16 protein-coding genes are annotated in these 20,132 nt (G+C 74.6%); 9 read left to right on the top strand and 7 right to left on the bottom strand.

Annotated elements, in window-relative coordinates:
* The first annotated feature begins 207 nt into the window (after positions 1-207).
* Positions 208-801, top strand: coding sequence for a LysE family transporter (locus tag Voc01_RS41175; protein WP_203933206.1), 594 nt, complete (start codon positions 208-210; stop codon positions 799-801).
* Positions 802-823: 22 nt separating this feature from the next.
* Here the strand turns inward: Voc01_RS41175 and Voc01_RS41170 are convergent, their stop codons facing one another.
* Positions 824-1,582: a dihydrodipicolinate synthase family protein gene (locus tag Voc01_RS41170; RefSeq protein WP_203933145.1), complete on the bottom strand. Its 759-nt coding sequence runs from the start codon at positions 1,580-1,582 to the stop codon at positions 824-826.
* A 187-nt stretch (positions 1,583-1,769) separates the two neighbouring features.
* Here Voc01_RS41170 and Voc01_RS41165 point away from each other — a divergent pair, with 187 nt between their 5' ends.
* From Voc01_RS41165 to Voc01_RS41155, 3 genes are read left to right on the top strand one after another with little or no spacing between them, the layout of a single operon-like run.
* Positions 1,770-3,197, top strand: a complete 1,428-nt coding sequence (locus tag Voc01_RS41165) for an IucA/IucC family protein (RefSeq protein WP_239160859.1) — start codon at positions 1,770-1,772, stop codon at positions 3,195-3,197.
* The gene (locus Voc01_RS41160) at positions 3,194-4,858 is read left to right on the top strand and encodes an IucA/IucC family protein (protein WP_203933144.1); all 1,665 of its coding nucleotides are present in this window, start codon (positions 3,194-3,196) and stop codon (positions 4,856-4,858) included. The genes Voc01_RS41165 and Voc01_RS41160 overlap by 4 nt, the downstream gene beginning before the upstream one ends.
* Before the next feature lie 4 nt (positions 4,859-4,862).
* Positions 4,863-5,990: an alanine racemase gene (locus Voc01_RS41155; RefSeq protein ID WP_203933143.1), complete on the top strand. Its 1,128-nt coding sequence runs from the start codon at positions 4,863-4,865 to the stop codon at positions 5,988-5,990.
* On the opposite strand, the gene Voc01_RS41150 is transcribed toward Voc01_RS41155, so the two are convergent.
* The 3 genes from Voc01_RS41150 to Voc01_RS41140 form a co-directional block, all read right to left on the bottom strand.
* Positions 5,960-8,080: an Hsp70 family protein gene (locus Voc01_RS41150; protein WP_203933142.1), complete on the bottom strand. Its 2,121-nt coding sequence runs from the start codon at positions 8,078-8,080 to the stop codon at positions 5,960-5,962. The two genes, Voc01_RS41155 and Voc01_RS41150, sit on opposite strands and share 31 nt — an antisense overlap.
* A 5-nt stretch (positions 8,081-8,085) precedes the next feature.
* A complete protein-coding gene (locus Voc01_RS41145; protein WP_203933141.1) occupies positions 8,086-10,305 on the bottom strand; it encodes an Hsp70 family protein in 2,220 nt (739 codons plus the stop codon).
* Positions 10,306-10,391: 86 nt separating this feature from the next.
* A complete protein-coding gene (locus tag Voc01_RS41140) occupies positions 10,392-11,060 on the bottom strand; it encodes a hypothetical protein (RefSeq protein WP_203933140.1) in 669 nt (222 codons plus the stop codon).
* Between the two features lie 166 nt (positions 11,061-11,226).
* Between Voc01_RS41140 and Voc01_RS41135 the strand changes: the two genes are divergently transcribed.
* Both Voc01_RS41135 and Voc01_RS41130 read left to right on the top strand, forming a co-directional pair.
* Entirely contained in the window at positions 11,227-12,384 is a 1,158-nt protein-coding gene (locus tag Voc01_RS41135; RefSeq protein WP_203933139.1) for a sensor histidine kinase, read from the top strand.
* 16 nt (positions 12,385-12,400) lie between these two features.
* Positions 12,401-13,060, top strand: a complete 660-nt coding sequence (locus Voc01_RS41130) for a response regulator transcription factor (RefSeq protein ID WP_203933138.1) — start codon at positions 12,401-12,403, stop codon at positions 13,058-13,060.
* A 43-nt stretch (positions 13,061-13,103) separates the two neighbouring features.
* Here Voc01_RS41130 and Voc01_RS41125 read toward each other — a convergent pair whose 3' ends face one another.
* On the bottom strand, positions 13,104-13,607 hold the full coding sequence (locus tag Voc01_RS41125; protein WP_203933137.1) for a peptide deformylase: 504 nt from the start codon (positions 13,605-13,607) through the stop codon (positions 13,104-13,106).
* 106 nt (positions 13,608-13,713) lie between these two features.
* Here Voc01_RS41125 and Voc01_RS53615 point away from each other — a divergent pair, with 106 nt between their 5' ends.
* Together Voc01_RS53615 and wrbA are read left to right on the top strand one after the other, a co-directional pair.
* Positions 13,714-14,790 (top strand): pirin family protein, encoded by a 1,077-nt coding sequence (locus tag Voc01_RS53615; RefSeq protein ID WP_239160858.1) that lies wholly within the window; start codon positions 13,714-13,716, stop codon positions 14,788-14,790.
* Positions 14,791-14,818: 28 nt separating this feature from the next.
* Entirely contained in the window at positions 14,819-15,427 is a 609-nt protein-coding gene (gene wrbA / locus Voc01_RS41115) for an NAD(P)H:quinone oxidoreductase type IV (protein WP_203933136.1), read from the top strand.
* Positions 15,428-15,700: 273 nt separating this feature from the next.
* Here wrbA and Voc01_RS41110 read toward each other — a convergent pair whose 3' ends face one another.
* Positions 15,701-16,891 carry a chorismate-binding protein gene (locus Voc01_RS41110; protein WP_203933135.1) on the bottom strand — a complete coding sequence of 397 codons (1,191 nt, stop codon included), beginning with the start codon at positions 16,889-16,891 and terminating at the stop codon, positions 15,701-15,703.
* A gap of 155 nt (positions 16,892-17,046) precedes the next feature.
* Here Voc01_RS41110 and Voc01_RS41105 point away from each other — a divergent pair, with 155 nt between their 5' ends.
* Entirely contained in the window at positions 17,047-17,262 is a 216-nt protein-coding gene (locus Voc01_RS41105) for a DUF5999 family protein (RefSeq protein ID WP_203933203.1), read from the top strand.
* 35 nt (positions 17,263-17,297) lie between these two features.
* On the opposite strand, the gene gcvP is transcribed toward Voc01_RS41105, so the two are convergent.
* Complete coding sequence (gene gcvP, locus Voc01_RS41100; protein ID WP_203933134.1) at positions 17,298-20,084, bottom strand: aminomethyl-transferring glycine dehydrogenase; 2,787 nt, start codon at positions 20,082-20,084, stop codon at positions 17,298-17,300.
* Between the last annotated feature and the right edge of the window lie 48 nt (positions 20,085-20,132).

The following is a 20,132-nucleotide window of genomic DNA, read 5'->3' as shown; positions in this document are numbered from 1 at the left end:
TCACCACAACCCTGGGTCACCGGAAAACCCGTTGAAGTCACCGGATCCGGCGGCGCACCATCTGCCCGTGACCAGAGCCCGAGCGCATCGCGTGTCCCCGGCCCTCGCGGCGACGGGCGCACGGCGACAGCAGCCCGGCTCCCCCACCGGAACGGCGCCCGTCCCCCAGCGGTGACCGCCGGCCTCGGCGAGGCCGCCCTCGCCGGCATGGTCGCCGGCTACGCCGTCGCCGTACCCGTCGGAGCCATCGCCGCCCTCCTGATCAGCCTCACCGCCCGCACGTCGCTGCGGATCGGGTCGGCCGCCGCCCTCGGGGTCGCCACCGCCGACGGGCTCTACTGCGCCCTCGCCGTCGTCGGCGGTGCCGCCGTGGCCCGGCTCGTCGAACCGGTATCGGGGCCGCTGCGCTGGGCCGCGATGGTCGTGCTGCTCGCGCTCGCCGCCCGCACCGCCTACACCGCGTGGCGGGCCCGCACGGACGCACCGACGGTCAAGGCGGTCCGGGGGCTCACCAGCCCCGGCCGGGCCTTCCTCGGGCTGCTCGCCCTGACCGTGCTCAACCCGTCGACGGTCGTGTACTTCACCGCGCTGGTGCTCGGCCGCCAGGGCGACAGCGACGCCGTGACCGCTGTGGTGTTCGTCGCGGCGGCGTTCCTCGCCTCGGCCAGCTGGCAGCTTCTGCTCGCCGCCGGCGGCGGGCTGCTCGGCCGGGTGCTCACCGGCCCGCGGGGCCGGTTCGCCACCGCGACCGTGTCCAGCGTGGTGATCGCCGTCCTGGCCGTCGGCCTCGTCCTGGGCTGAGGGCGGCGTCAGGGGCGGCGCGTCAGCCCAGACGGGACCCCACCGGCGTCGACCAGCGCTGCGCCATCGCCTCCTTCAGACCGTGCGGGAACCGCGACCGGCACGCCCGGTGCACCGCGAGCAGCCGCCGCTGCGCCTTTCCGTCGCCGCTCCACGCCGCCACACAGTCCTCCGGCGCGATGTTCGCCGCCGCCAGGATCGACCCGGCCGCACCGACCGTCGCCGCGTAGCTGGTCAGCACCGCCGCGCCCGAGTAGATCCAGCCCGACCAGGACTCGAGCTGCGCCAGCATCCGCTCCGGGTCGCCGGTGGAGTCCTTGATGCCCTGTACCGGCAGGCCGGCCAGCGCCTCGACGGGAACCGGCCCACCGGCGTTCGGCGGGAAGTGGTACGCCAGCACCGGCACCTGACCGGCGGCCGCCGCCACGTTGGTGAAGTACCTGTCGAGGTCCCCGGACCGCGGTGGCGCGACGAGCACCGCGTCGGCACCCGCCGACACCGCGGCGACGACCCGCTCGGCCGCCGGACGCCACCACTCGGCCGAGGCACCGGCGACCACGGGTACGTCGGGGCACGCCGCCCGGACGGCGGCGAGCAGCGCGACGCGTTCGGTGTCGGTCAGCGCCGCCGCCTCACCGGTGGACCCGGCGACGACCACCGCCCGCACGCCCGCCTCGACCAGCCGGGCCGCGTGTTCGGCGGTCTGCTCCACCGCCACGGTCTTCTCGTCGTCGAACAGGGTGGCCAGGGCGACGGCGATGCCGGTCCAGGGAGGAGTCATGGGTCCAGTCCTACCCTCATCTCAAGATCAACTGCCCTCCCCCGTCGTTGCTGTGTCGGTGGGCGCAGATCACAACGCGTACGGCGTCCTAGGATGCTAGGAGGGTTGCCCCGGTGCGGTGAAAGATCGGCCCGGAGCTAGAGTTAGGCTCGCCTAACTTCCGGCCCATTGCGAGGATCAGCCACCGTTGTCCCCACCGACTTCCCCCTGCGAACGGGAGCACGCCGGCTGGCTGCGCACCCACCGACCCGACCTCGCCGACGGGTTCGCCGCCGCCCTCCCGGGCGCCCGGGCCGCGGTGCTGGGCCGGCTGTGGGGCGCCATCGTCCGCGAACCGCTGCACGTCCACGGCGTCTCCGGGCCGCCCGCGGCCGCCGAACCGTTCGCACCGCCACCCGACGACCTCACCGTCGGCGGGCACCGGCACCCCGCCGCCCTGGCCGCCGCCCTGTGGCCGCACCGGCCCGCGTTCGCCGCCGAACTCGACGACAGCGTCGCCAACCTGGCCCTCGCCCGCACCACCCGGCCCCCCGACTCCGCCGGCCCCGCCGGGCTGACGGACGCGGAACAGTCCATCGTGGACGGACACCCGCTGCACCCCTGCTGCCGCACCCGCACCGGCATGACCGTCGCCGAGGTGCTCGCCTACGCCCCCGAGCACCACCCCACCGTCGACCTGCCCGTCATCGCCGTCCCCGACGACCGCTGGACCGGCACCCTGCCGCCCCTCCTGCCGATGCACCCCTGGCAGTGGGACCGCGTCCGCGACACCCACCCCTGGCTGCGCGACACGGGCGAGCGGCGCTCAGCGCGTCCCCTGATGTCCCTACGGACCCTGGCCACCGCGGACGCCCACCTCAAGACGGCCGTGCGGGTCGGCATGACCAGCGCCACCCGCACCGTCTCCGCGGCGGCCGTCCACAACGGCCCGGCCCTGTCGCGGCTCCTGCGGCCGCTGACCACACCCACATTCGGCATCCTCGCCGAACGCGCCGCCGGCGCCGCCCTCGTCGACGGCGTCCCTAGCCGCGACCTCGCGGTCGTCGTCCGCGACGCGCCGGCGCTGCACCCCGGCGAACGCGCGCTGCCGGTAGCGGCCCTGACCGCCGGCCGCCCCCGCGTCGAGGACCTCACCGACGACCCCGTCACGTTCCTCGCCGCGTTCGCCCGCCTGCTGCTGCCGCCGCTGTTCCGGCTCCTCGACCTCGGCGTCGGGCTGGAGGCCCACGGCCAGAACCTCGTCCTCGTCCTGCGTGACGGCGCACCGCACCGCCTCCTCTACCGCGACTTCGGCGGCGTCCGGGTGCGCCCGCGCACCCTGGCCCGGCACGGGGTCGAGGTGCCGCCGCTGCTCGGCGACGTCCCCACCGACGACCCCGCCGACCTGGAGACCAAGGTGCTGGCCTCGGCCGTCGCGACGGTGCTCGCCGGGCTGGTCGCGCACCTGTCCCGGCGGTTCCACACCGAACCGGCCGTGCTGTGGGCGGCCGTCCCCGCCCCGCAGCACCTCCTCGCCCGGACCACCCTGCCATTGAAGGCGATGACTGCGATGCGGCTGGCCGATACCGTCGACGACATCTGGACCCACGTGCCCAACCCCCTGGCCGACCGGTGACCAGCACCGGCGCCACCCATCCGCACCCGACGGGGACCGCGGTAGCGCTGTCGGCCACCCTCGAACGGCTCGACGACACCGGCCGCGAGCTGCGCGCCCTCGACCCCGCCCGCCACGAGGCCTACCTGGCTGCCCTGCCGCACGCCGCCGACCACGTCGCCCGCCGCCTGATCGGCGCGCTGCACCGCGAACGGCTGGCCGGCGTCACCGCCTCCACGCACGCCATCGACACCCCGAAGGGCCCGGTCGCCGCCCGCTGGCACGGCTTCGGCCGGGCCGAACCCGTCGGCGAGCTGCCCGCCCCGCCGCTGGACCTCATCACCGACCTCGGCGCGGCCCTCGGCGGCGGCCTGCCCGCCGAGCTCGGCAGCGCCGTCGCCACCCTCGCCCTCGCCTACACCCGCCGGCCCGGACCGCCCGCGGCGACCGGCGATCCCGACGCGCTCGCCGCCGGCTACGAACGCCTGGCCACCGAGGGCCACAACCTGCACCCGTGCGCCCGCACCCGCCTCGGCTGGTCGGTCGCCGACACCCTCGCCCACGACCTGGAGGCCGGCCACACCCACGTCGCATTCGTCGGCGTCCGCCGCGACCGCCTCGTCGGCGACGATCTCGGCCGGGCCCTCGGCGTCGGCGGCACCCGCACCCACCTGGCCCAGCCCGTGCACGCCTGGCAGCTCGGCCACCTGCGCCGCACCCGCGCCGACCTGTTCGCCGCCGGCGTGCTCACCGACCTGCCGGTCGCGCCGCTGCCGGCCACGCCCACCGCCGCCCTGCGGACCCTGCACGTGCCCGGCCACGGCTACCTCAAGCTGTCGCTGGACATCCAGGTGACCTCCACCCGCCGCACCATCTCCATCGCCAGCAGCCGCAACGGCCCGGTCCTCAGCGCGCTGCTCGCCGACCTGCTCGCCGACGAACCGGTGCTGCTGCTCGCCGAGACCGGCGGCTCCGCCTGCGCCGACGCCCCCCGCGACGTCACCGCGATCCTGCGCACCGGCCTGTCCGGCACGCTGCGACCCGACGAGACCGCCCTGCCGGCGACCGCGCTCACCGTCACCCCACCCGGGGAGACCAGCAGCGTCGTGGGCGGGCTCCTGCGGCGCGACCGCGTGGGCGCGCTGCCGTTCCTCGCCTCCTACACGCGGGTGCTGCTGCCGCCGCTGCTGCGCCTGGCGACCCGCCACGGCATCGGCCTCGAGGCGCACCTGCAGAACTGCCTGCCGGTCTTCCGCGGCGGCCACCCGGTACGGATGGTGCTCCGCGACGTCGCCGGTCTGCGGGTGCACCTGCCGCGCCTGGCCGCCCGCGGCCACCGCCCCGACCTGTGGCCCGGCTCCGTCGTCGGCACCGACGACCTGACCGTGATGCGGTCCAAGCTCGGCTACACCGCCCTGCAGGCCCACCTCGGCGAACTGGTCCGCCACCTCGCCGACACCGCCGGCCTCGACGAGACCGCCGCCTGGCACGCCGTCCGCGACGTCGTCGACGAGGTCTACGACGACCTGCGGCGCGACCCGACAGTCGACCCCGCCGACGCAGCCGCCGACCACGCCTTCTGGACCGCGCCGCGGATGCCGCACAAGGCGCTGGTGCGCATGCGCCTGGCCGGCGCCGGCGACCTGTACGTCGACGTCCCCAACCCGCTGCACGGCGCCTGAGCCGATGAACCTTCCGGACCCCGTACGGGAGGCGATCCTCGCCACCGCGCGGCCCCGCTGCGTCTACGTGTACGACGGCTCCGTCCTGCGCGAACGCGCCAGGGCCGTCAGAGCGGCGCTGCCGTCGGGCGCCGCGCTGCTGTACGCGGTCAAGGCGAACGGGGACCCGCGTGCGCTCGCCGCGCTCGCCGGCACCGTCGACGGGTTCGACGTCGCCTCCGGCGGGGAGCTCGACCTGGCCCGGCGCCACCCGGGCCGCATCGCCTTCGCCGGGCCCGCCAAAACCCCGGCCGAGCTGGCCGCCGCCGTCGACGCCGGTGCCGAGATCAACGTCGAGAGCCTGCTCGAGCTGCACCGCCTGGCCCAGGTCGGCCGGCCCGCGACGGTGGCGCTGCGGGTGAACCGGGCCGGGGCCGACCTCGGCGGCAGCCACCGCATGACCGGCACCGCCACCCCGTTCGGGCTCACCGGGGCCGACCTGCCCGCCGCGGTCGCGCTCGCGCGTCACCACCGGTTCGACGTCACCGGGTTCCACCTGCACGCGGTCTCCAACAACCTCGACGCCGCCGCGCACGCGGCGTTCGTGACCGACGCGGTCCGCTGGAGCGTGGACGCGGCCCGGACCCACGGGATCACCCTGCGCACGATCAACGTGGGCGGCGGGTTCGGCGTCGACTACACCGGCGACCGCGCGTTCGACCTCGCCGCGCTGGCAGCCCTGCCCGCCGACGGGCGGCTGGTGTTCGAGCCCGGGCGGTACCTCGCCGCGCCGGCCGGCTGGTACGCCGCCGAGGTGCTCGACCTCAAGGCCGCGCACGGCACGTGGTTCGCGGTGCTGCGCGGCGGCACCCACCACTTCCGGCTACCGGCCGCGTGGGGCTACAGCCACCCGTTCACCGTGCTGCCGGTCGACGACTGGCCGCACCCGTACCCGCGTCCCGAGGTCCGGGGCACCGCGGTGACCGTGACCGGCGAACTGTGCACCCCGCGCGACGTCCTGGCCCGCGACACCCCGGTGACCCGGCTGCGCGTCGGTGACGTCGTGGTGTTCGGCAACGCCGGCGCCTACGGCTGGGACATCTCCCACCACGCGTTCCTGCGTCACGACCCGCCGGAGCGGATCTGGCTCTGACGCGCGCGCACCACCCCGTACGCCGCGGCGGTCAGCACGAGCAGCGCGCCGAGGACGACGGCCGGGTGCACGCCGGCGACGGTGTTCCGCCACACCGCCGTCGCCGGGCCGAGCCACCCCTCGTCGTCGCCGATGTGGACCTGCTCGTACTTCAGGTGCTCCCGCTCGTCGATCATGAACCTGAACAGGACCGCGCCGGCCACCGCGAGCAGCACGACCCCGGCCCGGTGCAGCCACCGCCGCCCCGACCGGCCCGCTACCGCACCGGCCGCGCGGCCGGCGAACGCCGCCGTGACCATCACGACCGCCCACCCGACCGCCAGGCCGAACACCACCGGCGCCGTCACCGCCATGTACGACTTGGCCAGGGTCGGCTCCAGCGGACCCTCCGAACCGGTGAACCGGGCGAACTCGTCCCACCGCACCGAGGTGTACGCGCTCGCGCCCGGCAGCGCCCCGGCGAGGACCGCGGCCACCGCACCCCGCCACCCGAACCGCTCCGGGTCGGCCACCCCCCGCGACACCAGCAGCGCCAGGCTCGCCAGCAGCGCGGCGACGCTGACCAGCAGCACCGCGCGGGTGCCGAGGTCGGTGCGCCCGTAGACGCCCCAGCTGCCCGCCGGCCGCATCAGCCGGGCCACCGTGATGATCCCGTGCAGTACGGTCACCGCGCTCACGCCGGCGACCGCGCCGAACCACAGCGAGGCACCGGGCCGCGCCGGCAGGGTCCGCCGGGCACCGGCGACGAGCAGCACCGTCGCCAGGAACGGCAGCACCGTCGCCGGCCGCAGCACGGTTCCCGCACCGGCGAACAGCCCCGGCCGCACCGGGTCGGCGAAGGCGAGCAGCACGATCAGCATGGTCAGGCCGAGCCCTGTCGCGGGCAGCCACGACCGGGTCGCCTCCCCCTCATGGGCGGCCGGCCCGGACCGGGGCCGCCCGGGCGGCGGATCCGGCTCCGGTTCCGTCGGGGTTTGGGCCGTCGGGGGCTCCCGCTCCGCCGCGGGTTCCGCCAGCGGTGGGACCGCGTGCAGGCTGCCCTGCGCCACCACCAGCTCCGGCTGTTCGAGCACCACGGGCGGGACGCCGAGGGCCCGGTGCAGCATCGTGGCCACCAGCGGGATGCGGCTCGACCCGCCGACCAGGAACACCCCCGCCAGCCGGTCGACGGTCACCCCGCCGCGGCGCATCGTCGCGACGGTCAGGTCGACGGTGCGCCCGATCCACGGGTGGGCCAGCTCCTCCAGTTCGTCGCGGGTCACCAGGACGTCCCGGTCGACGACCGGCACCACGAGCGTGGCGCTCGGCTCGCGGCTCAGCTGCTCCTTGACCGCCCGCGCGTCCTCCCACAGCAGCCGCCGGTGCCGCTGGTCGACCGTCGTCGCCGGCGCCGTCAGGCGCGCCCACACGTCGGCATCGACGCTGCGGCCGACGAACCCGACCAGCGCGGCGTCGAGGTCCAGACCGCCGACCTCGGGCAGCCCATCGGTGGCGACCACGTCCCAGCCGCCGGTGTCAGTGCGGCGCAGCACGCTCACATCGAACGTGCCGGCACCGAAGTCGTAGACCACCACCGCAGACCCGGACGGCACCCGGTGCCCCACCACCGTCGTGAAGTACGACGCCGCCGCCACCGGCTCGGCCACCAGCCGCACAGGGCCGAACCCGGCGAGCGCCGCGGCGTCGACGAGCACCGACCGGCGCGCACCGGCCCACCCGGCGGGATGGGTCAGCACGGTCTCGGCGCCGGCGCCGCCGAGCGTCCGCTTGGCCTCCTCGCCGACGCGGGCCAGCACCGCCGCGACCGCCACCCGCACCGGTACCTCCCGCTCGCCGAGCAGCAGCGTGCCCTCGTCGACCCGGCGTTTCGGGTTCGGCTCCCAGCGCGCCGGGTCGACCTGGCCGCTGCGGTAGGCGTCGCGACCGGTCAGCAGCCGCCCGTCGCCGTCGGCGAACACCGCCGAGGGCAGCAGCGGCGAGGCGTCGAACAGCAGCGGCGTCGCCCCGCTCACCGCGACCGTGTGCGAGGTGCCGAAGTCGACGCCGATCCGGTGCGAGGTGCCGACGTCGGCACCGATCCGATCCACCACCGTCGCTACCGTAGTGGTTGGCTCCCACCGCTGCGCGACCTGACCACCACCAGCGCCGCCGCGGCCGCGCCCGCGCCGAGGAGCAGGAACGTCAGCATGCCCGGATGCACGTCACCGACGGTGTTCGCCCACAGCCGGGTCGCCGAGCGCATCAGGGTCGGGTCGTCGGGGGTGCTGGTCCGGTCCATCATGAAGCCGCGCTCGACCTGCATGAAGTAGACGAGCACCGCACCGGCGGCGGCCAGCGTCACCGCTCCGGCCCGGTGCAGCACCGGGCGCGCGGGCGGCGGCACCGCCTCACCCAGCGCCCGACCGCCGAACGCCGCCGCCACCATCGCGACCACCCAGCCGGCCGCCAGGCCGAGCACCATGCCGGCGGTCGGCGCCTCCCGCCATTGCGGCAGCGCGGACAGGATCAGGAACGTCGGCGTGTCGCGGCCGTCGCCCCGGTCGCCGAACCACGTCCACCAGATGGCCGTGTAGGCGCTGGCTCCCGGAACGACGCCGTAGGCGACCCCGTAGGCGACGGCCCGCCATCGCCCGGCCGCGTCCGGGTCCGGGAGGCCGCGGAGCAGGACCAGCACCAGGCCGAGCACGATCGCGGCGACCCCGATGACGCTGACGATCCAGGAGCCGTGGTCGAACCGCGACCGGACCGTGTACTCGTCGAGCTCCGGCCGGATCGTCTCCACGACCTTCAGGATGGTCACGAGAACCCCGGCGGCGCCGAGCCCGGCGATCACGCCCGTCCGTACGGTGCGCACCGGAGGCGACGCGGCCTCCGGTGCGGACCCGGCCGCCGGAGGAAACCCGGCCGCCCGGCGGGCACCCGCCACGAGGAGCACCGTCGCCAGGAACGGCAGCACCGTCGCCGGCCGGAACACCATCGCCGCGCCGGCGAACGCCGAGTACCGGACCGTCTCCGACGCGGCGAGCACCACCAGGACGAGCAGCCCAGCCCCGCCGTACAGCGCCGGCCGCGCCCACCACGGACGCGACGCCCCCGCCGGACCGCCGACGGTGGAGGCTCCGCCCCCTGCAGGCGCTGCGGCCCCGGCGGAGTGCGGGGCGGGAAAGGGCACCGAAGCGACCCTCGCCGACCCGACCGCCGGCGGTCCCGACACCGGCCAGGCCGCCGCGACCGCCGGCGACACCGGCGCCACCGCGTCGACGGCGGCCCCGTTGGTCGGTACCAGGCTGCCCTGCGCCACCACCAGCTCCGGCTGCTCCAGCACCACCGGCGGCATCCCCAGCGCCCGGTGCAGCATCGTGGCGACCAGCGGGATCCGGCTCGACCCGCCGACCAGGAACAGGCCCACCACGCGGTCGGCGGTGACGCCGCTGCGGAACAGCGTCGACGTCGTCAGGTTGACGGTGCGCTCCAGCCACGGCCGGGCCAGCGCGTCGAACTCGTCGCGGGTGACGATCACGTCGCGGTCGAGCAGGGGGACGACCAGCGTGGCGCTGGACTCGCGGCTCAGCTGCTCCTTCACCGCCCGCGCGTCCTCCCACAGCAGCCTGCGGTGGCGCTTGTCGACCGTCGTCGCCGGCGCGGTCAGGCGGGCCCACACCTCCCGGTCGGCGATCCGGGAGCCGACGAACTCGACGATCGCCGCGTCGAGGTCCAGGCCGCCGACGTCGGCCAGCCCGTCGGACGCGACCACGTCCCAGCCGCCGGTGTCAGTGCGGCGCAGCACGCTCACATCGAACGTGCCGGCACCGAAGTCGTAGACCACCACCGCAGACCCGGACGGCACCCGGTGCCCCACCACCGTCGTGAAGTACGACGCCGCCGCCACCGGCTCGGCGACCAGCCGCACCTCGCCCAGTCCCGCCGCCGTTGCCGCTTCGACCAGCACCCCGCGACGCACGCCGGCCCAGCCGGCCGGATGGGTGAGCACCGCGCCGCCGGCCCGGCCGCCCAACGCCCGCCCGGCCTCCGCGCCGACGCGGGCGAGCACCGCCGCGACCGCCATCCGCACCGGGACCTCGTGCGCACCGAGCAGCAGCGTGCCCTCGTCGATGCGGCGTTTCGGGTTCGGCTCCCAGCGGGCGGGGTCGAGCTGGCCGCTGCGGTAGGCGTCGCGACCGGTCAGCAGCCGCCCGTCGCCGTCGGCGAACACCGCCGAGGGCAGCAGCGGCGAGGCGTCGAACAGCAGCGGGGTCTGCCCGATCACCGCCACGGTGTGCGAAGTGCCGAAGTCGACACCTATCTGCTCGCCCACCCGTCTCCCTTCCCGGACGATCCGTTCCCAGCCGAAGATCCATCGGTACGGATCTTCACGGCGGGCCGGAACGTACCTGCTGTCAGCTACCCGACAGTCCGGATCAGCCGGACCCCCAGGAACGCCAGCGTCCCGGCCACCACGAGGAACGCGGCGACCCCGAGCAGCGGGTGGATCCCGCCGACCCCGATGGACGCCAGCGCCGCCACCCCGCCGACGACCGCCAGCCACACCGGAACCAGCCCGGCCCGCGCCAGGCCGGCGAGCAGCAGCGGCAGGCCGAGGTGGAAGCCCGGCACCGCGATCAGGAACATCACGAACAGCGTGACCCCGGTGCTGTCGAGGCGGGTGTACGCCGCCACGACGTCGGCCGGCACCGGGTCGAGGCCGCCGGCGAGCCCGACGCCCTCGCCGTTGGACTCGCCGAACGAGAACATCGCGACGAGCGCGGCGCCGAAGACGATCGCGCCGGCGGTGGTCAGGCGGGCGCCGCGCCCGCGGGCCCGGCCGTGCCAGGCGACCACGCCGGGCAGACACGCCATCGCCATCGCCATGATGAGCAGCGACCACAGCGTCCAGCGGCCCGGGTGCGCGGCGAAGGACTCCAGCAGCCCCTCCGGTCCCGAACCGGCGCTCTGCGGATGGATCGACTCGGCGACGGCCAGCGCGGCCGCGCCCACGACGAGCCCGACGCCGGCGGCGCGGGTGCGGGCCGGCGACCGGGTGGCCGGTGGAACGACGGTCGTAGCGACCATGGTGAACCTCCAGAACAGTCGGATGGCCCGGAACGCTACGAGCGCGGCGGGCCGCCGTCGTCCGGCCCGGCACTGACCCGGGTCCACCTTTCGATGGACGCCGGTGGGCGCGGGTCCGGCCCGCGACGGATGGTCCGGACCCGGCGGGTGCGCCTACCCTGCCGTCATGCGGCGCGACCTTCTGCCGCCGGCACGCGACGCCGCGCTGGCCGCCGGACTGGCGATCGGGGTGCAGGCGGAGCTGTTGCTGGCCGACCCGGTACCGGGCGGCGTCACGGGCTGGAACGTGCTGCTGGGCCTCGCGGTCACCGTTCCGCTGGCCTGGCGGCGGCGCCACCCGGTCGCGATCGGGCTGGGCGTGCAGGCGGTGTACGCGGTCGCGACGCTGCTGTTCCCGGTCGGCGAGCTGTTCTGCGACGGCGTGGCGGTGTTTCTGGTGGCGCCGTACACGGCGGCGGTCGGTGCCCGGACGTGGCGCACCAGCGTCCACTGTGGACTGGCGTCGTGCGTGATCCTGGGTGCGCAAGGGGTCTGGGATCCCGTGTACGACGACGGTGCCGGCGTGTCCAACGCGCTGTACGTGGTCGTCGTGTGGGCCGTGGCGGCAGCGGTGCGGGTGCAGGCCGACCGGGCGGCCCGGTCGCTGGCCGAGGCGCGGGCGGCCATCGACAGCCGCGAACGACTGGCCGCCGACCGGGCCGCCGAGGCGGTCTCGCGGGAACGGGCCCGCGTCGCCCGGGAGCTGCACGACGTGGTCGCCCACGCGCTGTCGATCGTCGTGCTGCAGGCCCGCGGCGCCCGGCACACCGTGGGCCGCGACGTCGACGAGGCGGTCAAGGCGATGCGCGAGGTCGAGGACGTCGCCCGGCGCGCGCTGGTCGACATGCGGCACATGCTCGGCGTCCTGCGCGAGGAGCCCGACCCCGACGGCGGCCTGCGCCCGCTGCCGGGCCTGCGCCGCCTCGACGACCTCGTCGAACCGGTCCGCGGCACGGGCCTGCGGGTGGAGGTGCGCAGCGAGGGCGCGGCGCGGCCGCTGACCCCGGGCGTGGACGTGTCGGCCTACCGCATCGTCCAGGAGGCGCTGACCAACGTGCTGCGCCACGCGAACGCGCGGCGGGCCGAGGTGACCGTCCGCTGGACCGACACGGAGGTGGAGCTCGAGGTGCGCGACGACGGGTCACCGGCGCCGGACACCGGCAACGGGCGCGGGCTGCTGGGGATGCGCGAACGGGTCGAGGTGCTCGGCGGCTCCCTGTCCGCGGGACCCCAGCCCGCCGGCGGCTACGCGGTCCGGGCACGGCTGCCGGTGGGCGAGACGTGACGGCGGTGGGTGGGACGTGACGCTGCGGGTGCTCATCGCCGACGACGAGCGGCTCGTGCGGGCCGGGCTGCGCATGGTGCTCGCCAGCGCCGACGACATGGCCGTCGTGGGCGAGGCCGCCGACGGGGTCGAGGCCGTCGCGGCGGTGGAGCGGCTCCGACCGGACGTCGTGATCGTCGACGTGCGGATGCCCCGCATGGACGGTGTGGAGGCGACCCGACGCATCTGCGCCCGTCAGCCGGCGCCGGCCGTGCTGGTGGTCACCACGTTCGACCTCGACCAGTACGTGCACGGGGCGCTGCGGGCCGGCGCCAGCGGCTTCCTGCTCAAGGACGCGCCCGAGGAGCGGCTGCTGGCCGCGCTGCGCACGGTCCACACCGGCGCCGCCCTCCTCGACCCGGCGGTGACGCTGCGCATGGTCGAGGCGTTCGCACCGCGTCCCGCGCCGCCGCCGCAGCCGCTGCTCGACCAGCTGACCGCGCGCGAGCGGGAGGTGCTGGTGCACGTCGCGCGCGGCGCCAGCAACGACGACATCGCCGGCGCGCTGCATATCGGCGAGGCGACGGTGAAGACGCACGTGTCGCGGCTGCTGACCAAGCTCGGCGTGGTCAGCCGCACCCAGGCGGTGGTGTTCGCCTACGAGAGCGGAGTGGTCGTTCCGGGCGGCAACCGTTAGCCACGCGGGACCAGACACGCGGGACCAGACACGCGGGACCAGGTCAGCCGCGCTGGGCCCACGGCGCGGAGCGGACCGCGCGCAGCGCCTGCCGGCGCACGTCGCCGGTGAGCTTGTCGATGTACAGCTCGCCGTTGAGGTGGTCGGTCTCGTGCTGCAGCGCCCGGGCCAGCATCCCGGTGCCGCTGACCGTGATGGGCTCGCCGTGCTGGTCGACGCCGGTGACGGAGGCGGAGTTGGCCCGCCGGCGGGGGAAGTACAGGCCGGGGATCGACAGGCAGCCCTCCTCGTCGTCCTGCTCCTCGGTCCAGTCGACGGTGAGCACCGGGTTGACGACGTACCCGACCTGCTCGCCGACGGCGTAGCTGAACACCCGGGCACTGACGCCGATCTGCGGTGCCGCCACGCCGGCGCGGCCGGGCCGCCCGGTCACGGTGTCGAGCAGGTCGGTCACCAGCTCGCGCAGCTCGGCGTCGAACGAGGTCACCGGGTCGGTCTCGGTGCGCAGCACCGCGTCGCCGAGCAACCGGATCTCGCGGATCGTCATGGCCGCAAGGTACCAGGGGTCCTTACGTGGAATATCTCCGGCACGGAACGGCTTGACGCGGGTAGTTGCGCAAGCAACAATCTTGTTGAGGACCGAGGAGGACGCCATGCCAGCCGTCACCGCCGACCCGATCACCCTGCCGCGCGTCACCCCGCCGGCGGCCGACGCCACGGCGCGCCCGGTGGTGTCGGTGACCACCGCGCCGAAGGGCTACGAGGGCGAGGGCTTCCCCGTGCGCCGCGCGTTCGCCGGCGTCGACCTGCGCGCCCTCGACCCGTTCATCCACATGGACCAGATGGGCGAGGTCGAGTACGCCCCCGGCGAGCCCAAGGGGACCCCGTGGCACCCGCACCGCGGCTTCGAGACGGTCACCTACATGCTCGACGGCCAGATGGCCCATTCCGACTCCCATGGCGGCGGCGGGCTCATCAGCGACGGCGACACCCAGTGGATGACCGCCGGCTCCGGCATCCTGCACATCGAGACCCCGCCGGAGCACGTGGTGATGGCCGGCGGCCTGTTCCACGGCGTCCAACTGTGGGTGAACCTGCCGAAGGCGCTCAAGCTCGCCACCCCGCGCTACCAGGACATCACCGGCAAGCGGGTCGCGCTGCTCAGCTCCCCCGACGGCGGCGCGCTGCTGCGCGTGATCGCCGGCGAGGTCGACGGTCACGACGCCGGGGCCGGCGACGCCTGGACTGAGGAGCGGAGGGAGCGCAGCGACCGGAGCGACGAGGGAAGGCGTCGCCTCGAAGGCGTCCGCGCCCGCGGAGGCGGGCGCATCGGACAGGGCCCCGGCTCGACGCACACGCCGATCACCCTGGTGCACGCCACCCTCGCGGCCGGCGCGAAGCTCACGCTGCCGTGGCGACCGGACTTCAACGCCCTGGCCTACGCGCTCAGCGGCAAGGGCTTCGTCGGGCCCAAGGGCCGTCCGTTCGGTAGCGGTCAGCTCGCTGTCTTCGGGACCGGCGACAGCGTGACCCTGGAGGCTTCACCGTCGAGCGACCTCGACGTGTTCCTCCTCGGCGGGCAGCCGATCCGCGAGCCGGTGGTGGCCTACGGCCCGTTCGTGATGAACACCCGCGCCGAGATCGTGCAGGCCTTCGAGGACTACCAGAAGGGCCGCCTCGGCCAGATCCCGGCCGCCCACGCCGGCGTCGACGCCAGCACCGATGATTAGTTGCGCAAGCAACGGGTAGGCGACACCCATGTCTGATACTCGCCTTGCGATCGTCTACTACTCGTCGACCGGCACGCTGCAGAGCATGGCCGAGCGCCTGGAGGAGGCCGGGCAGAAGGCCGGCGCCGAGGTCCGCCGCCGCCACGTCGCCGAACTGGCGCCGGAGGAGGCGATCGCCTCGAACGCCGGCTGGGCCGCCCACCGCCGGGCCGTGGAGAACGACCCGGTGGCCACGGCCGACGACGTCGTCTGGGCCGACGTGGTGATCTTCGGCAGCCCGACCCGGTACGGCAACATCGCCAGCCAGCTCAAGCAGTTCATCGACACGCTCGGCCCGCAATGGGGGCAGGGCCTGCTGCAGGACAAGGTGTACTCCGGGTTCACCGCGTCGATGACCGCCCACGGCGGGCAGGAGAGCACGCTGCTCGCCCTGTACAACACGATCCACCACTTCGGCGGCATCCTCGTGGCGCCCGGCTACACCGACCCGCTGAAGTACGCCGACGGCAACCCGTACGGCGTCTCGCACGTCACGGGCGGCAACAACGACGCGCCGCTCGGCGAGGCCCAGTACGCAGCGCTCGACCACCTCGCCCAGCGCGTGGTGACGGTGGCGGGCAAGCTCAAGAGCCGATGACGACCTAGTTGCCCGGCGCACCTAGATGATTGATTCCAAGGCCTGACACGGGATGACTAGGCGTTTTGCCTGTTTGATGGCTGTTCCGCGACCCGCACGGGACCATCGGCCATCAACCGATGCCGATGGGTGGGAGGCTACGAACATCACAAACGCTTGTTGATGTTCATAGCCTCCCACCCGCTCACGATCATCGACGTATCGGTATGGCGGAGCTCCCGACATTCATCACGAAACAGGCGGACGGACGTCCGAGCCCTCGGAATAGATCATCTAGTGGCGATTGCGGCCGCCCCGAGCTCCGCTCAGGGCGGCCGCAATCGGAGCGGCCTTGCTGGCCGCTTCCGCCACCTCCTCGTCGGGGTCGCTGCCCCAGGTGATGCCGCCACCCGCCCACACGTGCAGGCGCTCGGCGTCCGCGGCCGCGGTGCGGATGGTCAGGCCCAGGTCCAGCCCGTCGGGGCCGACCCAGCCGAACGCGCCCATCGACGGACCCCGCCCCACCGGCTCCACCGCGTGCACGATGTCGAGCGCCGCCAGCTTCGGCGCGCCCGTCACCGACCCGCCGGGGAACACCGCCGCCAGCAGCTCGGCCAGTCCCACGTCCGGGCGCAGGTCGGCCACGACGTCCGACTCGGCCTGCCACAGGCCGGCCCACTCGCGCACCCCGAACAGCTCCGCGACCCGCACGCTGCCGACCCGGGCCACCCGCCCGAGGTCGTTGCGGGACAGGTCCACGATCATCACGTGCTCGGCCCGCTCCTTCGGCGACGAGAGCAGTTCCGTACGGCCGCGTACGGTCGCCGGCCTCGTGCCCTTGATCGGACGGGTGCGTACGGTTCCGCCGCTGACCTGCACCAACGTCTCCGGCGACGCGCACCCCACCGCCCAGCCGTCGCCGCGCAGCACCCCGCCGTAGCGGGCGCCGGGCACCGACCCGAGCCGGCGCAGCGCCGCCACCGGGTCACCCAGGTACGGCGCCGACCGGTGGCCGACGACGTTCACCTGGTACACGTCCCCGCGTCCGATCGCCTCCCGCACGGCCGACACCGCCGCCGAGTGCCCGGCCACCGACCAGCTCGGCTCCCACGCCCCGACCCGCCACGGTCCGCGCGGGGCGGCCTCCGCCCGGGCGGCGCCGGGTCCGTACACCACGGCCACCACATCCGGGACCACGTGAGCGGGCGACTGTCGGGCCGGCGCGCCGGCGAGCACGGCCCCGGCGGCGGCCGACAGGAGCACCGCCGCGCCGCACACCGTGTGGTCGGGACGGAGGGTCCCGGTGAGGCCCAGCCCGTACCCGGCCAGGAACGCTTCGAGGTCGCCCGCCCACCCCGCGTGCGTGGCCCGCCACTCGACCCGCGCAACCTCCGAAAGGTGGGCACGGCAACCCTCCGATACGCCGGGTAAGGCCGTCGGAACGGTCAATGACGTATCAGCGACGAGTGGGTCGGCTCTCCTCATACGAAGGGGCGATTATCCCGAGAACGTGCCGTGCCACGCTCGAATTGCCGTTGTCCAGGGGAGTAGCGTGCGTCACTGTTCATATGACCAGGACCACACACCAGCGCAGCAGCACCCACACGCACCACCCCTCACAGTCCACCCGGAGAACCACCATGTGCAGCCACCTACCTGAATGCCCGCCCGCTGAGGCACCCGACCACGACGCCGCAAAGGTGCTTGCGTCGTTCCCCGAGCAGGGCTGGAGCCTGCTCTGCAACGGCGTGATCGTGTTCGACGACACCGGTGAGCTGCTCCCCGACGGCCGTTCCGTCGCACCGTGCCGCGGCCCCGCGCCGCACGTCACCCGCCCGACCCTCGCGGCCGCCTGAAGGCCGCGGCGTGATGCCGCGGCCTTGAGACAGCCCTACACCTCTTCGAAGGCCTCAGGCGCCGGGCAGGAACACACGAGGTTCCTGTCGCCGTACGCACCGTCGATGCGGCGTACCGGTGGCCAGTACTTCGCCGTGCGGTCCACCCCCGGCGGGTAGGCGGCCAGCGACCGCGGGTACGGGTGCTCCCACTCGTCCGCCGTCACCGCCGCCGCCGTGTGCGGCGCGTTGCGCAGCGGGTTGTCGGCCTTCGGCCAGATCCCGCCGCCCACCCGGTCGATCTCGGCCCGGATCGCGATCATCGCCTCGCAGAACCGGTCGATCTCGGCCAGGTCCTCCGACTCGGTCGGCTCCACCATCAGCGTCCCCGCCACGGGGAACGACATCGTCGGCGCGTGGAAGCCGTAGTCGATCAGCCGCTTCGCCACGTCGTCGACCGTGACGCCGGTCTGCTTCGTCAGCGGCCGCAGGTCGAGGATGCACTCGTGCGCGACCAGGCCCTTCGCCCCCGAGTACAGCACCGGGAAGTGCTCGCGCAGCCGCGCCGCGACGTAGTTCGCCGCCAGCACCGCCGCACCCGTCGCCTTCGCCAGCCCGTCCGGGCCCATGAGCCGGATGTAGGCCCACGAGATCGGCAGGATCCCCGCCGACCCCTGCGGCGCCGCCGACACCGTCGGCAGGTGGTCCGCCAGGTGCGCGCGCACCGCCACCGGGCCCACGCCCGGACCGCCGCCGCCGTGCGGGATGCAGAACGTCTTGTGCAGGTTCAGGTGCGACACGTCGGCGCCGAACCTCCCCGGCCGCGCGTACCCGACCAGCGCGTTCAGGTTCGCCCCGTCGACGTACACCTGACCGCCGGCGTCGTGGACCTTCGCGCACAGCTCCGCGATGCCCGCCTCGTACACGCCGTGCGTCGACGGGTAGGTCACCATGATCGCGGCCAGCCGGTCGCGGTGCTGGTCGATCTTGGCGTCGAGATCGGCCGGGTCGACGTTGCCGTCGCTGTCGGTCGCCACGACCACCACCCGCATCCCGGCCATCACGGCACTGGCCGCGTTGGTGCCGTGCGCCGACTGCGGGATCAGGCAGACATCGCGCTCACCGTGCCCGTTGGCGCGGTGGTAGCCGCGGATCGCCAGCAGGCCCGCGAGCTCACCCTGCGACCCGGCGTTCGGCTGCAGGCTCACCGCGTCGTAGCCGGTGAGGTCGGCCAGCCACTCCTCCAGCTGGTCGGTGAGCACCTTGTAGCCCCGCGCCTGGTCGGCGGGGGCGTACGGGTGCATGTCCGCGAAGCCGGGCCAGCTGATCGGCTCCATCTCCGCGGCCGCGTTGAGCTTCATCGTGCAGGATCCGAGCGGGATCATGCCCCGGTCGAGGGCGTAGTCGCGGTCGGACAGGCGCCGCAGGTACCGCAGCATCGCGTGCTCGGACCGGTACGAGTGGAACACCTCGTGGGTCAGGTAGTCCGTGGTGCGGCGCAGCCCCTCCGGCAGCGCCGCCAGCGCGTCACCGACCCCGTCGGAGGAGACGCCGAACGCGTCGAGCACCGTACGGACGTGCTCCGCGGTGGTCGTCTCGTCGCAGGCCGCGCTCACGCGGTCACCGTCGATCTGCCGCAGGTTGACCCCGCCCGCCGCCGCGGCCCCGACCACGGCGGACGCCCGGCCCGGCACGACGGCGGTGACCGTGTCGAAGAAGTGCTCGTTCGCCAGCTCCACCCCGGCCTTGCGCAGCGCGGTCGCCAGCATCGTGGCGTGCCGGTGGGTGCGCGCCGCGATGCCGTGCAGGCCCTCCGGCCCGTGGTAGACCGCGTACATGCTCGCGATCACCGCCAGCAGCACCTGCGCCGTGCAGATGTTGCTCGTGGCCTTCTCCCGGCGGATGTGCTGCTCGCGCGTCTGCAGCGCCAGCCGGTAGGCGACCTTGCCGTCGGCGTCCTTCGACACACCGACCAGGCGGCCCGGCAGCGTCCGCTCCAGCCCCCGGCGCACCGCGATGTACGCGGCGTGCGGACCGCCGTAGCCCATCGGCACGCCGAACCGCTGCGCGGAGCCGACCGCGACGTCGGCGCCGATCGCGCCCGGCTCGCGCAGCAGGCACAGCGCCAACAGGTCGGCCGCGACGGTGACGATCGCACCCTTCCCATGGGCGGCGGCCACGACCGCCTCGTGGTCGCGGACCGCGCCCGACGCGCCCGGGTACTGCAGGTGCAGCCCGAAGAACTCCCCGGGCAGGTCGGCGTCGAGGTCGTGCAGCCGGATCTCGATGCCCAGCGGCTCCGCCCGCGTGCGCAGGATGGTGACCGTCTGCGGCAGCGTGTCGGCGTCGACCAGGTACACGTTCGACGTGGCCTTCGACGACCGGCGGGCCAGCGTCATCGCCTCACCGGCGGCGGTGGCCTCGTCGAGCAGGCTCGCGTTCGCCGTCGGCAGGCCGGTCAGGTCGGAGACCATCGTCTGGAAGTTCAGCAGCGCCTCCAGACGGCCCTGGCTGATCTCCGGCTGGTACGGCGTGTACGCGGTGTACCAGGCCGGGTTCTCCAGGACGCTGCGGCGGATCACCGGCGGCGTGTGCGTGCCGTGGTAGCCCAGGCCGATCATCGACACCATCGGCGTGTTGCGGCCCGCCAGCCCGCGCAGCTCGTCGAGGACCTCCGCCTCGCTGCGCGCCGCCGGAAGCTTCGACTTCTCGTTGTCGCGGATCACGCCCGGGATCGCGGCGTCCATCAGCTCGTCGACCGAGCCGTACCCGATCGCGTCGAGCATCCGCCGCTGCTCCTCGGGCGAGGCGCCGATGTGCCGACGGGAGAACGGGACATCCATGGGAACGCTCCAAACCGTGCGGAGGGGACAGCGTTGTCGTAACCCCCT

Source organism: Virgisporangium ochraceum, assembly GCF_016863655.1.
In the GTDB taxonomy this organism is placed as follows: domain Bacteria; phylum Actinomycetota; class Actinomycetes; order Mycobacteriales; family Micromonosporaceae; genus Virgisporangium; species Virgisporangium ochraceum.
Note: the sequence above shows the minus strand (reverse complement) of the source record. Positions and strands in the feature narration are given on the sequence as shown.

Excerpts from the sequence above, each read along its gene's own strand:
- gcvP (WP_203933134.1), bottom strand. The coding sequence starts at position 20,084 with ATGGATGTCCCGTTCTCCCGTCGGCACATCGGCGCCTCGCCCGAGGAG.
- Voc01_RS41155 (WP_203933143.1), top strand. The coding sequence starts at position 4,863 with ATGAACCTTCCGGACCCCGTACGGGAGGCGATCCTCGCCACCGCGCGG.
- Voc01_RS41175 (WP_203933206.1), top strand. The coding sequence starts at position 208 with ATGGTCGCCGGCTACGCCGTCGCCGTACCCGTCGGAGCCATCGCCGCC.
- wrbA (WP_203933136.1), top strand. The coding sequence starts at position 14,819 with ATGTCTGATACTCGCCTTGCGATCGTCTACTACTCGTCGACCGGCACG.
- Voc01_RS41110 (WP_203933135.1), bottom strand. The coding sequence starts at position 16,891 with ATGAGGAGAGCCGACCCACTCGTCGCTGATACGTCATTGACCGTTCCG.
- Voc01_RS41135 (WP_203933139.1), top strand. The coding sequence starts at position 11,227 with ATGCGGCGCGACCTTCTGCCGCCGGCACGCGACGCCGCGCTGGCCGCC.
- Voc01_RS53615 (WP_239160858.1), top strand. The coding sequence starts at position 13,714 with ATGCCAGCCGTCACCGCCGACCCGATCACCCTGCCGCGCGTCACCCCG.
- Voc01_RS41125 (WP_203933137.1), bottom strand. The coding sequence starts at position 13,607 with ATGACGATCCGCGAGATCCGGTTGCTCGGCGACGCGGTGCTGCGCACC.
- Voc01_RS41140 (WP_203933140.1), bottom strand. The coding sequence starts at position 11,060 with ATGGTCGCTACGACCGTCGTTCCACCGGCCACCCGGTCGCCGGCCCGC.
- Voc01_RS41105 (WP_203933203.1), top strand. The coding sequence starts at position 17,047 with ATGTGCAGCCACCTACCTGAATGCCCGCCCGCTGAGGCACCCGACCAC.
- Voc01_RS41170 (WP_203933145.1), bottom strand. The coding sequence starts at position 1,582 with ATGACTCCTCCCTGGACCGGCATCGCCGTCGCCCTGGCCACCCTGTTC.